Source organism: Actinomyces sp. HMSC065F11 (assembly GCF_001813085.1).
GTDB lineage: Bacteria > Actinomycetota > Actinomycetes > Actinomycetales > Actinomycetaceae > Gleimia > Gleimia europaea.
Window position 1 is genome coordinate 307572 of sequence record NZ_KV811470.1, and the last position, 16705, is coordinate 324276.

Genomic DNA, 16705 nt, shown 5'->3' on the forward strand with positions numbered 1-16705 from the left:
ATTCTCCCAGTACGAAGAGGGGTGGGATGCGCAATAAGACACCAGGCGGTGCGGGGCGCAGTGTTAAACTAGCTTTGGTTTATTCTTGAAAATCTTTGAAATGGAGAAGCGCATGCGTATCGCCGTAGTTGCCATGGGAAAGATCGGATTGCCCCTGGCCGTACAGTTCGCAGATTCTGGCCATGAGGTAATCGGCGTTGACGTGAACGAAAAGACCGTTCAAATGATCAACGATGCCAAAGAGCCGTTCCCCGGCGAGGCGCACCTACAAGAAAAGCTCTCACAGCTCGTCCCCGCAGGAAAGCTACGGGCTACCACCGACTACTCCGACGCAATCCCGGGCGCGGACGCGATTGTGCTCGTAGTTCCCCTCTTCGTTAACGACGAAACTTGGGAGCCGGACTTCGGCTGGATGGACGCCGCCACCAAGTCTTTGGCAGAAAACCTCACGCCCGGCACGCTCATTTCCTACGAAACCACGCTCCCAGTCGGCACCACGCGCGGCCGCTGGAGGCCAATGATCGAAGAAATCTCTGGCCTTAAAGAAGGCAAGGACTTCCACCTCGTATTCTCTCCAGAACGTGTACTCACCGGCCGCGTATTCGCAGACCTACGCCGCTACCCCAAGCTCGTTGGTGGCCTAAGCGCCGAAGGCACTAAGAAGGCAATTGAGTTCTACGAATCAGTTCTCCAATTCGATGAGCGTGTCGACCTAGATCGCCCCAACGGCGTGTGGGACCTCGGCTCCGCTGAAGCTGCAGAAATGGCAAAGCTCGCTGAAACCACGTACAGGGACGTTAACATCGGCCTGGCAAACCAGTTCGCAGTATTTGCAGACCAGCAGGGCATCGACGTGCAGGCAGTCATTGACGCCTCCAACTCCCAGCCCTACTCGCACATCCACCGCCCCGGCATTGCCGTTGGTGGACACTGCATTCCGGTCTACCCACGCCTGTACCTATCCACCGACCCGGACGCCTCCATCGTGCGCACCGCGCGCACATTCAACGCATCCATGCCGGAATACTCCGTTAAACGCCTCGAGAGCGTGCTTGGTGGCCTCGAAAATATGACAGTTGTGGTACTTGGCGCCTCCTACCGCGGCAAGGTGAAGGAAACCGCGTTCTCTGGCGTTTTTGCGACGGTTGATGAACTGCGCAAGCGCGGCGCGAAAGTGCTTGTACACGACCCGATGTTCACCGCTGAAGAACTCGCTGGCTTCGGCTGGGAATCCTACAATCTCGGCGAGCCCGTTGACGCCGCCATCGTGCAGGCAGACCACCCCGAATACAAAACCATCACGCCCGCAGACCTACCGGGCATCAAAGTTCTATTCGACGGACGCCGCGTAACCGACCCGCAACTATGGAAGGGCACGTCACGCCTCGTAATCGGTGACGCTCAAGGCTAAACCTTGATCAACGCCTGGATTCCAGCTCTGATCCCGGCCCTACTCACAGTCGCGGCACTGTGGGGGCCGGGATTAGTGGTAACTTCGGCTCTACGTCCAGGTAAGTGGCGTGCCATCACATTCGCGCCCCTAGCCTCCGCGGGTGTCATGGGGATAGCCGCTGTATTTGGTCCACTCATCGGCGTACGCTGGGGCTGGCCCCTGTACCTAGGGGCAACGGTAGTTATTGCTACCCTCGCGTATCTAATTGAATACTTAACCCGGCCGCGCGCAGGTTCTCATTCGCCGCAATCACCACAAACTACGCGCAAGATCCCCGCTAATCCTGCAATCTGGCCAGCCATCGCGGGCATGTCCATCACGCTTCCCTTCACCGTGGGCGCCTTCATCAGAGGTATCGGCAGGCCCGAATACCCAACCCAAACCTGGGACGGCATGTTCCACCTGTCAGCAATCCGCTGGATCCTCCAAACGGGCAATGGTTCGGCCCTCAACCTGTCCGCTGTTGCCACCTCACTAGACCAGTCACGCGCCAATAGCGGCGGATTTTATCCAGCAGGATTTCACGATCTCGTTGCACTCACCATGGTGGGGGACACCAATATCATCGTCTCCACCAACGCGGCAGTCATCGTTATCTCATGCATCCTCTGGCCACTAGCGGTTGCCCAGCTCAGCTCCATTTTTCTGCCCAAATCTCCAGCACTGCCAATCTTTACAGCCCTGCTCGCTGCCACTTTCTCATCATTCCCGGAACGTCCCGCGTCGTACGGCGTGCTCTGGCCAACCGTCTATGCTTACGCCCTTATTCCCCTAATAATCATTGCGCTCGCAGACTGGTTTGGACGCACCAACCAAAAACCCATGTCGCTACGCACCTCCTTTATCGGTCTGCTTGGCGCTACCGGAATCGCGATCATTCACCCAACCGGAATCTTCGTATCTATAGTCGCCATCATCACGCTCTCGATCGACCTTATAATCCGCTTGATTGCTCGCACGATAAAACTCAACACGGGACAGTTAGCTACATTCATCACGGGCGTGGTTGGACTCGCCGGCGTCCTATACCTCGCTATGAGCCACCCAGCCTGGCAAACCGTGACCAACTGGGCACGCGAACCCATCGGAAGTTTCAAACGCGAATCATTTGGCGTCATCTTCGAATCCCAACTCTCTTGGATGGGATACGGCGACGCATACATAGACTGGGCGCTCGGCATTCTCACTATCATCGGCGGTATCGTCGCGCTTACCGTGCCCCACATGCGGTGGCTGGTATTCACCTACGGGATAGGTAGCTACCTGTTCGTAGCGTCCGCAGTGGTCAACATTCCCGGCTACGCCCTTGTGAGCCCCTGGTACTCCGATCCCGTGCGCCTCGGCGCCATCGTCCCGCTGTTCGGTGCCCCGATCGCGGGCATTGGCACGTGGTTCATCTTCAACACCGTTGCGCGCTTCGCCGGTCAAATTGGACAAAAAGCACAGGCTCGCGCGGGCCTAGTAGTCGTCATGGTCGCTGGTCTAGTCGTAGGCACGAACAACTTGGGATACTACTCTGGATCCTCCCAACTGCACCTGAACTACGAGTTCAAAAACGAATCTGGCCTCAACGGTTTGGTGAGCCCCGAAGAGCTGCGCTTCATGCAAACACTTCCGGAATATGTTCGCGAAGGGGGCACAATCGTTGGGGATCCACGCACCGGCTTGCCGCTCCTCTACGCACTTACTGGACTCGACGTCCTATACCGACATGTTGAAGGCCAATGGAGTAACGATGCTCTTTCAATCGGTCTGCACTTCGAACTATCTACCCAATCCGATCCGGAAATTTGTGCTCTGCTGGAACGCAACCACATCCGCTACTTCTACACCGACAACATCATCTACTGGCCAGAAAACCCAGTTGGCACAAAATATGCCGGTCTGGAAGTTGCCCACGACTATGCCGGAGTATTCAAACTTATAACTGAAGGTGGGGGAGCCGCACTATACGAAATCACCACGTGCGATAATGCCCAGTAAGACTAACCAGACTTGGATCAGCAAAGGAGAAAGGTGAAAACCACCAAGCCCCGCGTTGTGGCGGTAGTAGTGGCGTGGAATCGCCAGGATCTTATGATCCAAACATTAAACGGGCTTGCCTGCCAAACTCGGGCACCCGAGGCCGTGGTCGTTATAGATAACGCTTCCACCGACAACTCGCGCGTCATCGCGGAGGAACACGAGATAGTGGATGAAGTTCTCACCATGCCCGAAAATCTTGGTGGGGCCGGAGGATTCGCCGCGGGCATAGCACGCGCCGTAAACCAGTGGGATGCAGACCTTGTGTGGATCATGGATGACGACACGGTTCCCACCCAGACGGCCCTCGCCGGCCTTCTCGAAGCACGCCGCAGGTATCCGGGCCAGCCAGCTATCCTCGCCTCCAAAGCCATTTGGACCGACGGGCGGGAACACCCGATGAACCGTCCACGCCCTCGCCCCCTGCTCGATCCAAAACTTGCTCGTAGAGCAGAAGAAATCGACACGATTCCTATCCGTACGGCCTCCTTCGTGTCAATCATGATCGACCGGCGCGCCATCGAAGAAGACGGCCTACCGAAAGCCGACTATTTCCTGTGGAATGACGACTTCGAATACACCGCGCGGCTACTACGCCACCGGATCGGCCTATACGTGCCCTACTCCGTGGTAGTCCACAAGACCAAGAAATTTGGAGATTCCTCGGCTGACCCCGGCCCGCGCTTTGTAAACGAAGTGCGAAACAAGCTGTGGATGTACACGCGCTCGAATGCGCTCAATCCAGTTGAAAAAGCTCTATATGGCGGCAAATCTGTGCTGCGTTGGGGCCTGACCGTGAAGAACTCGGCCAATCCGAAAGCACTACTTGGCTTCGCTAGAGAAGGCATAAAGCAGGGAACGAAGCCGCCGCGCACCACCGCAGAAATCCTCGCTCACACCCCCGTAGCGAAGGACGTTGAAGCGCTTGAAGACGCCGGGCACCAAGTTCTTGCAGGCGAGTACGAGCCATTCACCGTGCTCACATCCGTGTACGCGGGCGATGATCCCGAGCAGTTTGAACGCGCGCTCGTATCAATCACTCGTGAACAGGAGTTAAAACCAGACCAGGTAGTCCTCGTGCAAGACGGGCCCGTACCAGACGAGTTACAAGAAGCCATCAATAGGGCCAGCGACATCGCTGGTCAGCACATTGACGTCGTGCGTTTGACTGAAAATCAAGGGCTCGCCTGCGCTCTCGAAGCCGGTCTCAAAGTTGCCAAACACGAAATCATTGCGCGAGCCGACGCCGACGACGTGTCACTGCCACAGCGTTTCACCAAGCAACTTCCACTCATGCGTGGACGTGACCTTATTGGGTCCGCCATAGCCGAGTTCGAGCGTGACGAAACCCAATGGGGCATGATCCGCGTGCTACCCGCCAAGCATCAAGACATAGCCAAAACAGCAAGGTTCCGCGATCCGTTCAACCACCCAACAGTGGTTATGCGCAAAAGCGCCCTAGAACGCGCAGGTGGCTATCAGCACCTTGACCGAATGGAAGACTACTGGCTGTTCGCCCGCATGATCGCATCCGGAGCGCGCACTGCCAACATCGAAGAACCCCTCGTCGCCTACCGAGTCGGGGCCGGCGCATACGCACGCAGGGGAGGGTGCGACCTGTTCGACTCTGAACTCGAACTGCAACGCAACCTCCTACGCATCGGCTTTGTCACGCCCGCACAATACGCCCGCAACGTGGTGATTCGCGCTGGCTACCGCCTCATTCCCACCACCATGCGAAAAACCCTATATCAGGGGGTTGGCACCCTCTCATGGTTCCGACGCGGCTAAACTAAAAGAGCGTATCTACGCCAAGAAATAGGAGCATGCCTTGAAATATGACGTTGTAGTTGTAGGATCCGGCCTTTTCGGCCTAACAATTGCGCGCCAATGCGCAGAAGAACGCGGCCTCAAAGTTGCGCTTTTGGAACGCCGCAGCCACATCGGCGGTAACGCCTATTCCGAGGCCGACCCTGAAACCGGTATTGAAGTACACAAGTATGGCGCCCACCTATTCCACACGTCTAACGAGCGGGTGTGGGAGTATGTCAACCGCTTCACCTCATTCACAAACTACGTTCACCACGTGAAAACCACAGTTGGCGGTCAGGTGTACTCAATGCCTGTAAACCTGGGCACGATCAACCAATTCTTCCGCGCTGCATACACTCCCGATGAAGCGCGCGCACTAGTTAAAGAGCAGTCCGCTGAAGTTGCAGACTCAGACGTTAAAGATTTTGAATCCAAGGGCATTTCCCTGGTGGGACGCCCCTTGTTTGAGGCCTTTTTCAAGGGATACACGGCGAAACAGTGGCAGACCGATCCGAAGAAGTTGCCAGCCTCCATTGTTTCGCGCCTACCCGTGCGCTACACGTACAACGACAAATACTTCTCCGATACTTATGAAGGCCTACCCACTGACGGCTATGCTGCTTGGCTGGAACGTATGGCAGACCACGACCTCATCGATGTCTTCCGCGATACCGATTTCTTTGACAACTCCCACGAGCTGTCTAAAGACAAGGTGGTTGGCAAGGTTCCTGTAGTGTACACGGGCCCGCTCGACCGCTACTTCGATTATCGCGAAGGCGAACTCACCTGGCGCACACTCGACTTCGAAATAGACGTCGTAAACACGGGCGACTTCCAAGGAACCTCCGTCATGAACTATGGAGACGAGGACGTTCCCTACACTCGCATTCACGAGTTCCGTCACTTCCATCCCGAGCGAGAAAAACAATATCCCGCCGACAAGACCGTTATTGCCCGCGAATACTCGCGTTTTGCAAGCCGCGACGACGAACCGTACTACCCGGTCAATACAGACGAGGACCGCGAGCGCCTGGCCCGCTACCGCGAGCTAATGGAAAGCGAAGATAAGGTGTTCTTCGGAGGCCGCCTGGGTACCTACAAATACCTGGACATGCACATGGCTATTGCCTCCGCGCTATCGATGTGGGACAACCAGCTTGCTCCACTGTTTGACGGTGAAAACTAGGAGCCGGTTTGACCAATTCCACTGACGAGTTCGTAAGGCCTGGACGGTCACGAGGACTACTGGAAGTATTCGATAAGCGTTTCCTCGCTTCTCTTCTGGTGCACAAGGAGTTGCGGGTACGCTATCGCGGTTCCGTGCTGGGAATGCTGTGGAGCTACGCGAAACCCGCAGTTCAGTTCCTCGTGTTCTACCTGGCCATTGGCAAGTTCATGGGCATGGATCGCGCCATTGAAAACTACGTGATCTACATGTTTGCCGGCGTTGTTGCGATGAACTACTTTGCTGAGATATTCAACAACGACACTCGTTCGGTAGTTTGGAACACTCCATTAGTTAAGAAGATCTACCTGCCGCGCGAGCTTTTCCCGGTAGCATCCACGTGGGTTGCATTCGTGCACTTTGTGCCGCAGCTGGTAATCCTCGCGACCGGCGCCCTCATTTTCGGGTGGAGGCCCGGCCTCGTAGAACTGGGGCTCTTCATCTACGTGTTCTTAGTTCTCACCATCTTCGGCCTTGGCGTCGGGCTTTTGATGGGGGCGTTGAACGTGTTCTATCGAGATGCTGAAAACTTCGTTGAACTCATCCTCATGGTCACTACATGGGCGTCGCCAGTGCTGTACAAGTGGGAGATGGTTTACAACTTCCTCGGCGATGGTTGGCTGTGGAGGCTTTATCAGCTGAACCCTCTAACCCCTATCGTGGAAATGTTCCACATCGTTTTTTGGGAGCCAACGATGATGCAAGAGGCGGCTACACGGCCTCCGGACATGTTCATGTGGGGCATCATTGCGGGTGTGTCCGCGATTATGACGCTACTGGTTGGCGAAATTGTGTTTAGAAAACTCGACCCGCGTTTTGCGCAGGAGCTCTGATGGCTACGGAGAATAACAGTCACAAGCCGCGCCCTGTGGTGAAGGTCGAGAACGTTCGCAAAGAGTTCATTATCCGACGCACCCACACGCTGAAAGAAACCCTCGTCTGGTCCATGACTGGGCGACGCTCTGAGATTTCAGAACGGTTCCGCGCACTCGACGACGTGTCTTTTACCGTGAACGAGGGGGACACGGTTGCATTACTCGGCTATAACGGTTCGGGTAAATCCACCTGTTTGAAGTTGATCTCTGGCGTGCTACGCGAGGACTCCGGCTACGTTGGCGTGCGCGGTAAGGTAGCGGGTCTGATCGAGGTGGGAGCAGGTTTCCACCCCGACCTCACGGGCCGCGAGAACGTGTACTTGAACGGCGCTATCCTCGGCATGTCTAAGAAGGAAGTTGAGGACGCATTCGACGAGATTGTGGCATTCTCGGAAATCGAGAAGTTCATTGACACCGAGGTTAAGTTCTATTCCTCCGGCATGTTCCTGCGCCTGGCATTCTCCGTTGCTGTGCATACCGACCCGGACATTTTCCTCGTGGATGAGATCCTCGCGGTTGGTGACGAACCGTTCCAACGTAAGTGTCTCGCCCGCGTGCAAGAAATGAAAGCCGCTGGCACCACTCTTGTGATTGTTAGCCACGACCTCGACATGATTGCAGATATCTGTGACCGCGGCATCTTGCTTGAAAAAGGCAGAATTGTTGTCGATGGCACCGTGGACGAAGCGATTGAAAGGATGCGTAGTGAGCAAAAATAGCGAGGAGCTAGCAGCGCGGCTAGCCGACGTTTTCCCCGCATACAAGTTCACCGTGATGCTCAGCGAAGAGGGTGAGAACATCCTCAGCCGGCTCGATGATGCATGGATTGAGAGTGCGCTTCGCCCCTTGCTTTTACTTCACGAACGGATTGAGGTTGTCCTCAGTTGTCGAAATGTGGAGCCCATGTCCAACCCGGCTGAGCTTCAAAAACCCTTCGAACATGTTTACGAGGATGGCGCTGAGGTGGGCGTCATCACCGCACAAAGCAGAACCGACGTTCCGCTTGAACGCATCATGATGGCAGTGCCTACCGCGGAGCTAGTAGGCAAGCCAGCTAACTTCAAGATGGAGCTCAATACTTCCAAGCTGGCCGCACTCGTTGCGAAGACCTACACGAAGGTCTACCACGCGGCGCCCCTCACGCTCGACGTGTATCGCCAGTATCGCAACACGCACGGGCGCGGCCGCAAGCCGCAGGTTTTGCCAGCTATGACGCGTGCGGGTGAGGCCGGAGGAGACCTCAACTCGAAAACCATGTGGATCGCCATGCACTGGGCGGAGTCCGGGGGAGCAGAAGCCTGGGCGTGGGAGCAGGCCCGCATCGCCAAAGCCGCCGGATTCAACCTGATCTTCACTTTTGACCGGTGTGCGCCCCAGCGGCAACTCAATCTCGCCTCGTCAATGTCGCGGTTTGTCTACCTGATTGACCAGGCTGTGCCGCGGCGCAACTGGCCGGCCCTCGTCACTGAAATCATGGCTACGCATAGGCCCGGCCGCATCCACATTCACCACTCGATTTTTGCCTACAGTATGATTCCGCTGGTGAAGTCCCTTTACCCGGGCGTGTGCATTGAAGACAGCACGCATATTTCTGAGCACCGAGGTGGCGGCTTCGTGTCAGCCTCGATCGGTGCGCGAGCATACGTGGCTCTGCATCACGTGATCTCCCCGCAGTTGCAACGCCTATACCGTGAGGGCGGTGTCGACTCGGCGAATGTCGTATACCGTCCGCTCACGACATTCACCTCTGATCAGGCTCAGCCGCGGTCAGTTGAGTTGCCAACAAACCGTCCGCTTCGCCTCGGATTCTTGGGCCGCCTATCTCCGCAAAAGAGGCCTGTTCTGTTCGTTGCGCTCGCCGCATACCTGAACAAACGCTATCCCGGGCAGTTCGAGTTTGTTATGCAGGGCGATGGCGAACTCGAAGAGATCGTATCGAAACAAATCCGCCGTATGCGCCTCGATGCCGCCATTGAGCGTCGCCCTTGGGGGCCGGTTGCAGACTTTTTTGACGATATCGATGTCCTCGTAATCACGTCTGAAAATGAGGGCCTAACTCTAACTACAATCGAGGCAGACGCGGCCGGCGTTCTGGTGGTATCTACCGATGTTGGATCACAGCAGACCGTCATCGCTCGGGGCGCGCTACTTCCACGCGAGCCTATCGCATTCTTCAAAGCGGCCAGGCACCTGTTCCCGCGCCTGGTATCCGACGCCGAGTTCGTGCGTAGACTGGCTACAGAGCAGCGTAGCCGACTCGACAGTCTTCGTAGCCTAGAGTCAGCAACAACATTCTTTGAAAACCACTACGCGCAAATCATGAGGGAACTCGACGCGCAAGAAAGCAGGGAAGCGAAGTGAAAGTCGCAGCTGTAGTTGTTACATTCAATCGCCGTGAGCTGTTAGAGAAGACAATCGCGGGACTGGAGGCCCAAACCCGGCCTGTTGACAAAATCCTTGTTATTAACAACGCCTCTACTGACGACACGCGCGAGTATCTGCTAGGTCGCGAGTGGAAGCGTCCTCACGCTGTCATTACCTCCGTTAACAATACGGGAGGTGCGGGTGGTTTCACGCTTGGCATCGAAGAAGCATACAAGCGCGGCTTTGACGGGTTCTGGTTGATGGATGACGACACGGTTCCGCAGCCTGAAGCCTTAGAAGAACTGCTCGCAGGTCTTGACGCTGCCACAAAGCGCCGTGGAGCGATGCCATCGTTTGCCTGCTCTAGCGTGCTTTGGACGGACGGCAGCATGTGTGAGATGAACTCGCCTGAAACCGTGTGGGACTGGGTGCGCCCCCTCATTGATGGGGAGAACCACGTGGATGTGAAGTCGTGTTCTTTCGTATCCTGCCTCGTGACGCGTGAGGGTGTGGAGGAAGTTGGCCTGCCTTACCGCGAGTACTTCATCTGGTACGACGACTCCGAGTACACCACGCGTCTGTCTAAGTTCCGTCCTGGCATTTACGTGCCCAGCTCGAAGGTTGATCACCTGTTGGCAGAGAACTTGGGCGTGAACTACGGGCAGGTCAACGAATCGAACATTTGGAAGTTCGAATACGGTGTGCGCAACCAAGTGTCGGCCGCATGGTCGCTACGAAACCCTGCCATGGTCGCCCAGATTGGGGAGAGCATGCTGAAACAAATGCGAGGCCGCCAGATTCCGCTGCCGCTCAAGCTTCGCCTCGTGAAGGCCGGCCTGAAAGGACTGGTGTTCCATCCGCGTAAGCGGACCGTAGCTGACATTTAGCTAGGTCATATGCGAAGCCGTAGCCAGTTCCAACTGAGGTAGCAGTAGCGCGGCGCGTAGGCGCAGGAAAGCTAGACGAGGTTTTCCTGCGCCATTATTGCGTCGGTGTCCAAGCCGGGTTGGATCCAGATTGCTGGTCGTTGCAGGCGCCATGCTTCCCAGATGGAGCCGATGTAAGGCTCGCCGCACACCACTACAGGCTGGTTACCGGCCTCGAGGGAGGGGCTAGGCTCGCCCTGGGGTAGCCGTGCGGGAACGGCTCCAGCGAAAGCAAGGCCGTCGGGCTGGCTACCCACCTCTGCGATCGCGTCGGATACACCATCTGGCAGATCACCGCTCCATTCCAGGGCCATCATGCCCAAGTCCTGCAGTAATACGATGAGGCCTGGATCGTCGGCGGCGGCTGCGCGGGCCTCGTCCTCGTTGCTGGTTACGAAAATGTCGAAACTAGAAAGGTCAGACTCGGCAGTGATGGATACGTCCCCTCCCGCAAGTCCTGCTCCCGTGACCCAGACCAGGGTTCGCCAAGAGGCGGGAAGCGCTAGGGCCACGCCGGGTTGTTCTCCGCCGAGCACCTCGTCAACGTAGTTCGCAGTTTTTGCAAGCCAACGTGCCATGACGGGGCCGGTAAATTCAAGGCGTCCAGATTGTGAGTACCAAGTAAGTACGGCCGAGGGCGTGGATTCCATCCAGGTCAAAACGTTAGGGTCAAGCATGATCCTAGATTCTCACAGGCATAGCTGGAAGTCATACGCTGGGGAAGTCGAGCATAGGAGGGGCGCAGACCTCATCTGCGCAAAAACGCGAATTTTGACGTCGGTGTGGGCAATACCAAACGAAAATGAGCGCTCAGGCGAGTGGAAAAGTTCTCAAAGACTTTCCATACACCATACGGTTTGACTATTGTATATAACACGCGTGTAATTCATTAAGACGATATCTAAGTGAGGGGAAGACCGTGTGGAATATTCTCGGTGAAGGACCGCTTTCATTTGATGAAAGCGCGTACCTTGATGACGGTCCTCTCGCTTGGCAAGAGCAGGCTCTTTGCGCGCAGACGGATCCCGAAGCTTTCTTCCCGGAAAAGGGCGGCTCTACTAGGGAGGCCAAAGCGGTGTGCGCTTCTTGTGAAGTGCGCGCTCAGTGCCTTGAATATGCCCTGCAAAATGATGAGCGCTTTGGAATTTGGGGTGGAATGTCGGAGCGCGAACGCCGCCGGCTTAAGCGCCGCGCAGTATAAGGCTTCTAAGTGGCTGACCAAAGCGTTGCAGCACTAATTGTTTCCCCCGCGAATTCGCCGTTCTTGCGGCGCACTCTTGACGCGGTTTTGGGGCAGTCCCATCTGCCTGAGCGCATTGTGCTGGTGCGCGTTGGTAAAGAATCATTCCCCGCGGTTGACGGTGTTGAGGTAATCGACGCGCCGGGCGCGAATAACTTTGGTGATGCGATTCGCGAGGCGGTATCGGCGGATCCTTCAATAGTGCAGGCCCAGTGGCTTTGGACTTTGCATGACGATAGCGCGCCTTTTGAGGATGCTCTTGCGAATCTTATTGCCGAGGGCGCTCGCGGCCTAACCGTAGGCATTGTTGGGCCAAAACAGGTTGCCTGGTCTGACTCGGATCGCCTGCTTGAGGTGGGGGTGCGGGCGTCTCGTTCGGGCCGCCGCCTCGATTATTTGATGCCGGGCGAGATTGACCAGGGCCAGCATGATTCAGATTCGGATGTGCTTGCGGTTGGCACGGCTGGCATGCTGATTCGAGCAACGGTGTGGGAACTGACCGGCGGGCCAGATCCTGTGCTAGGGCCGTTTGGCGACGGCCTTGAAATGTGTAGGCGCACCCGCCAACTCGGATACCGTACGGTGGTTGCTCCTGGGGCAAAGATCGCGCACGCGCGTGGCAGTTACCGGGATGTCCGTGAGGGTGAGGAAGCGGACGTTAACCGTTCGTTCGGCTTACGGCGCGGCGCGCAACTGTACAACGCGATGGTTGCGAATCCACCTATCCTGTTCGTCCTAATGCTTGTTTCGCTCCCATTTTGGACGCTCCTGCGCGCACTTATGCGCCTGTTTACCAAACAACCTGACCTGGCCTGGCTTGAACTGGTTGGCTTTGCGCGGGCGTTTAGCAGGATTCCTCAGGCGATCTCAGCGCGTCTGCGCTTGGCCCGCACTCGTAAGGTTCCTGCGAAAGCTCTCGCGAGTCTCGAGGAATCAAACCTGACCATCACAAAGGCCAAGCGCACGCTGGCTAAACGAGAGCGCGAACCTAAGCCCGTTGAAGTCCTTGAACCGGTAGCAGCTAAGCTACTTCGCGAACATAAGATTGCATCAAACGTCGCCGCTGGGGTCGGAACGTTGCTATTACTTGTGGCAATTTTCTTTACTAGTAGCGGGCTCACGAACGGTATAACGGGTGGAGCTTGGGCAAATCTGCCGACCTCCTTTACAAAACTGTGGCACGAGGCGTGGGCCGGCTGGATTGTTGGTGGCGCGGGAGCTGCGGGACCTGGCGATCCACTACTCATGGTCTGGGCGCTTCTATCTGCCCCATTTGCTCTAATCGGTATCGGCCCCAAAAACGTGCTGGTGGGCTTTTGGCTACTAGCTCCGCTGGCGGCTTGGCTCGCTATGTTCTGGGCTACGAGCACGCTCACACACCGGCCGATTTGGCGGTTTGCGTTCGCAACTATCTGGATTTCGCTTCCCACTTTCTTGCTGTCCTGGTCTGATGGGCGTATGGCAGCAGTGATGGTGCACGTGGCTGTTCCGCTGGTACTCCTGGGGTGGATGAGGATGCTGAGCCTGGGCGCCACTTTGCGGATCCGCGGCGCGCAAGACGGTGAACTAGAGGTGCAAGATCGTGCTTTGGCTACCAGTTACGCCGCGCTCGCGTCAGCTGCTCTCGTGGTGGTGGTTGCCGCCGCACCATGGGCAGGTTTGGCGCTCGTACTGTTTACGATCGTCCAGTTGCTCGTGCGGCCTCGCAAATGGAAACTGACGCTACTCGCAGCTATGCCACCCCTGGCGATCATGCTACCCACGTGGATTGCGGCCGTTCAGATCGGAGGATCAAGAGCGCTCCGATTCCTGCTTGCCGATTCGGGTCGTCCACTCGCTTTTGATGCCCCACCAACTTGGCTGAGTGTGCTCGGCATGCCAGAAAACCTGGTGTTAGATCCGCGTAGCGTGGGCGTTTGGCTGGCTCTGGCTCCCGGCGTTCTGTGCGTCCTGGGGGCAACGCTTGCACTTGTGAACCTTTCGTACGCTTGGATACGCACCCGCTTCTTCTACCTGACAGGTGCAATCGCTTTCATCATCGCGATTGTGGCAGCCCGCACGGTCATCGCCTATGACGGGACTCTGGTTGCTGCTTGGCCAGGACCGGCTCTGTCCATTGCGGGCATATGCATGATTGCTGCGTGGTCGGGCCTGCTGCGTCCTCTGGTTCTACAAGAGCGCCTCTATTCGTACCGTTCGCGTCGCCGCCTTGACGTAGCCGCAAAGCGTCGCTTGAAAGCCAAGGAGCGTTCGCAGCAGAACGCGCCCAAGAAAGACGTCTTAGACGAGGCTGATGCTCAGGTTGCCCAGGCTGATGTCGAGCAATCTGAGGTGGACGCAGCGCAATCCGTGGACGAAATCGAACCGGACGAGTCCGAAACCGAACATCTTGAGGAACAAGCTGCGACTCCCGTGCCTGTTCTCAAGTCGCGTGTAAGCGCCCTTGAACGGGTTGTTTGGCCGCTGGCAGCGGCGGGCCTGGTTTTGACATTAGTGGTTGCGCTAACCCCGGTTGCGGTGTGGGCTGCAGGAATAACGGTTGATGGAGCGCGTCCGCGCGCTATCACAGCTGCGCCAGAGTATGAGACGCCTGCCGCTGCGCAGTACGCGCAGGATTACCCGCGCCACGCTCGCTTCCTCGTGATGCATGTAAATGACGAGGGAGTGCAGGCACAACTTCGCCGTGGTGACGGCGTTGAACTGGGGGACTCATCGCCGCGGTTCCGCCTCGAAGACGCGATCAACATGCAGTATCTCCCGCAAGGTGGGGTAGCCCAGGCGCTGGCAAATCCCGATGAAGCGGATGCTGACTTCTCCCGCGCGGTAGCCGAAGTCCTGAACAATTCTGAGCCAACGGGCCTGCTTGGCTTCGCAGTGGATCAGATCGCATTGTCAGGGGAGGGAACCTCTTACACGGCGGCTCAGACGGCTCTCGATTCGAATGAGTACCTAGAGCGAGCGGGTGAATCTGAAGCTGGACTTCTGTGGCGAATGCGCTCCTCGGGTCTAGAGCCGGCTCGCATGTATATTGACGATTCAGGAAAAGTCACGCCCGTCCCTTCCGGTCTAGTTGGTGCGTCCGTAGATCTTTCAAAGTACAAATATGGCCCGGGAGCTACGCTGGTGCTGTCAGAACGTGCCGATGCTAACTGGCGAGCCACGGTTGGTGCCCAGTTGCTGGACGTCGCAGACCACGGTTGGCAGCAGGCGTTCAAACTGGACGGAGCGAACGGCGTGGTCAAAGTTGCGTACCATGCTGAATGGATGCCTATCTGGTGGGTCCTTAGCGCTCTTTCGGTTGTGAGCCTGCTGATTGCGGGTGCGCCGATCCGTAGAAGGAGGCGCCAAAATGAAGCGTAAATGGTCAGCGCGCTCAGCCGTCCGGGCCGGTGGCGCCGCACTTACCGGCGGGCTTGCCGTGGTTGCGCTCGGCTTGGTGGCAACTGCGCAGTCCAGCATCGATTTTGGCGAGGACGTTGGCCGCCAAATTTCTGAGGTCGTGACCTTACCTGACCAGACCTATGAACTCGCATGCGCAGCGGGTATCGAGACTGAGTTCGGCGACAAGACCCCCACTAAGGTGTTCGTTGGCGATATTTCAGGCGTTGAACTGACTCGAGCCGTAGACCTCGTAACGAGCAAGGAGATCGCGGGCGCAAAAGGTGAAGGCGGCATCGAATTTGAATCGAAAAATCCGATCGGCCTATCTGTGCATTCCACGGTAGAAAGCAAAGCGCCTTCGGCTATTTTGGGCCAAATTAATACCGAGGATGTGCGCGGCCTAGTGTTCGATCAGTGCCAGACGGCTCGTAATGATTCCTGGTTTAACGTGGGTGCAACCACGGTTGGTGAAGCCGCATTGCTCACGGTCATGAACCCGTCTAAGCAGGCCTCCGAAGTTACGTTGCGCGGGTGGTCGAGCATTGGTCCGGTTGAGGGTGAACCCACATTCACCGTGCGGGCAGGCTCAATTGAGACGGTAAACCTGGCAGCCTTCTTCCCCGACGAGGAACGCCTGGGCGTACAGGTGCAGGCGTCTGGCCCGGGTGTGGCCGCAACGATCCGCACTATCAGCACCGCAGGCCTCACCCCTCGCGGCCTCGACCACGTCTCCGGATCGAGGGTTGCAACAAAAACTGCCCTCATATCCGGAGTTGTGAAGGGACTGGAGGAGCCGAAGCTTCGCCTCCAAAATGTGGGAGAAGAGGAAGCACAGGTTACTCTCAGTGTGCTCTCGCAGAAGGGTAGGGCGCCGCTTCCCGGCGGCAATGACGTGGTGATTGACCCCGGCGCGGTGTTCCAACTAAATCTCGATGGTCTCGAGGATGAATACGCTAGCGTGCTCATCGAGTCAACTGAGCCCCTTCTGGCTTCCGCATCGGGATACATGACCGGTAAGAAGGATCAGGACGGCAAGGCGCTAGCTGATCGCGTCGTGTGGATGCCCGCAGATGCGGCAACGACCTACCACGAGCCTCTTCCCGCGGCGTCCGGGGTTTCTTACACTCTCTTCCTGTCCAATTCCAGCGATGAGGACGTCGCGGTGCGCGTGAACGGCAAGGCAATCAGCCTTGCAGCCGGGCATGTGATCAGCCAGGCCGTATCTGGATCGGATCTAAAGATTGATGCTGATGCCCCCATCCACGCGTCGGTCAATGCGCTTTCCGAGGTTACCTCAGGTAATCTCATTTCTGCTCTTGCGCTGCAAGATTCCACTTCAGGAACGCCTACGTTCCGCTTCATCGCCCCGCGTTAAACGGCCAATCGGTTCAGTTAGCAACCGCGTCG

The 16705-nt window shown here is 57.0% G+C and carries 12 protein-coding genes; 11 read left to right on the top strand and 1 reads right to left on the bottom strand.

What is annotated here, in order from left to right:
- The first annotated feature begins 112 nt into the window (after positions 1–112).
- From HMPREF2891_RS03860 to HMPREF2891_RS03895, 8 genes are read left to right on the top strand one after another with little or no spacing between them, the layout of a single operon-like run.
- The gene (locus HMPREF2891_RS03860) at positions 113–1411 is read left to right on the top strand and encodes a nucleotide sugar dehydrogenase (protein ID WP_070664246.1); all 1299 of its coding nucleotides are present in this window, start codon (positions 113–115) and stop codon (positions 1409–1411) included.
- Positions 1412–1414: 3 nt separating this feature from the next.
- Entirely contained in the window at positions 1415–3436 is a 2022-nt protein-coding gene (locus tag HMPREF2891_RS03865) for a DUF6541 family protein (RefSeq protein WP_148131708.1), read from the top strand.
- Between the two features lie 33 nt (positions 3437–3469).
- Positions 3470–5266, top strand: a complete 1797-nt coding sequence (locus HMPREF2891_RS03870; protein ID WP_070663926.1) for a glycosyltransferase — start codon at positions 3470–3472, stop codon at positions 5264–5266.
- Between the two features lie 40 nt (positions 5267–5306).
- Positions 5307–6473, top strand: a complete 1167-nt coding sequence (gene glf, locus HMPREF2891_RS03875) for a UDP-galactopyranose mutase (RefSeq protein ID WP_070663927.1) — start codon at positions 5307–5309, stop codon at positions 6471–6473.
- A gap of 8 nt (positions 6474–6481) precedes the next feature.
- Positions 6482–7345: an ABC transporter permease gene (locus HMPREF2891_RS03880; RefSeq protein ID WP_070663928.1), complete on the top strand. Its 864-nt coding sequence runs from the start codon at positions 6482–6484 to the stop codon at positions 7343–7345.
- Positions 7345–8106 (top strand): ABC transporter ATP-binding protein, encoded by a 762-nt coding sequence (locus HMPREF2891_RS03885; RefSeq protein WP_070663929.1) that lies wholly within the window; start codon positions 7345–7347, stop codon positions 8104–8106. The genes HMPREF2891_RS03880 and HMPREF2891_RS03885 overlap by 1 nt, the downstream gene beginning before the upstream one ends.
- A complete protein-coding gene (locus tag HMPREF2891_RS03890; protein ID WP_070663930.1) occupies positions 8093–9748 on the top strand; it encodes a glycosyltransferase in 1656 nt (551 codons plus the stop codon). The genes HMPREF2891_RS03885 and HMPREF2891_RS03890 overlap by 14 nt, the downstream gene beginning before the upstream one ends.
- On the top strand, positions 9745–10638 hold the full coding sequence (locus HMPREF2891_RS03895) for a glycosyltransferase family 2 protein (RefSeq protein ID WP_070621199.1): 894 nt from the start codon (positions 9745–9747) through the stop codon (positions 10636–10638). The genes HMPREF2891_RS03890 and HMPREF2891_RS03895 overlap by 4 nt, the downstream gene beginning before the upstream one ends.
- Positions 10639–10709: 71 nt before the next feature.
- Here the strand turns inward: HMPREF2891_RS03895 and HMPREF2891_RS03900 are convergent, their stop codons facing one another.
- Complete coding sequence (locus HMPREF2891_RS03900; protein WP_070621198.1) at positions 10710–11354, bottom strand: TIGR03089 family protein; 645 nt, start codon at positions 11352–11354, stop codon at positions 10710–10712.
- 242 nt (positions 11355–11596) lie between these two features.
- Between HMPREF2891_RS03900 and HMPREF2891_RS03905 the strand changes: the two genes are divergently transcribed.
- Genes HMPREF2891_RS03905 through HMPREF2891_RS03915 form a run of 3 tightly spaced genes read left to right on the top strand, consistent with a single transcriptional unit; the run spans position 11597 to position 16673 of the window.
- The gene (locus HMPREF2891_RS03905) at positions 11597–11878 is read left to right on the top strand and encodes a WhiB family transcriptional regulator (protein WP_034506413.1); all 282 of its coding nucleotides are present in this window, start codon (positions 11597–11599) and stop codon (positions 11876–11878) included.
- Between the two features lie 9 nt (positions 11879–11887).
- Positions 11888–15277 (top strand): glycosyltransferase, encoded by a 3390-nt coding sequence (locus HMPREF2891_RS03910; RefSeq protein ID WP_070663931.1) that lies wholly within the window; start codon positions 11888–11890, stop codon positions 15275–15277.
- Positions 15267–16673 carry a DUF5719 family protein gene (locus tag HMPREF2891_RS03915; protein WP_070663932.1) on the top strand — a complete coding sequence of 469 codons (1407 nt, stop codon included), beginning with the start codon at positions 15267–15269 and terminating at the stop codon, positions 16671–16673. The genes HMPREF2891_RS03910 and HMPREF2891_RS03915 overlap by 11 nt, the downstream gene beginning before the upstream one ends.
- The last annotated feature ends 32 nt before the right edge of the window (positions 16674–16705 follow it).

Excerpts from the sequence above, each read along its gene's own strand:
- HMPREF2891_RS03885 (WP_070663929.1), top strand. The coding sequence starts at position 7,345 with ATGGCTACGGAGAATAACAGTCACAAGCCGCGCCCTGTGGTGAAGGTC.
- HMPREF2891_RS03900 (WP_070621198.1), bottom strand. The coding sequence starts at position 11,354 with ATGCTTGACCCTAACGTTTTGACCTGGATGGAATCCACGCCCTCGGCC.
- HMPREF2891_RS03915 (WP_070663932.1), top strand. The coding sequence starts at position 15,267 with ATGAAGCGTAAATGGTCAGCGCGCTCAGCCGTCCGGGCCGGTGGCGCC.
- HMPREF2891_RS03860 (WP_070664246.1), top strand. The coding sequence starts at position 113 with ATGCGTATCGCCGTAGTTGCCATGGGAAAGATCGGATTGCCCCTGGCC.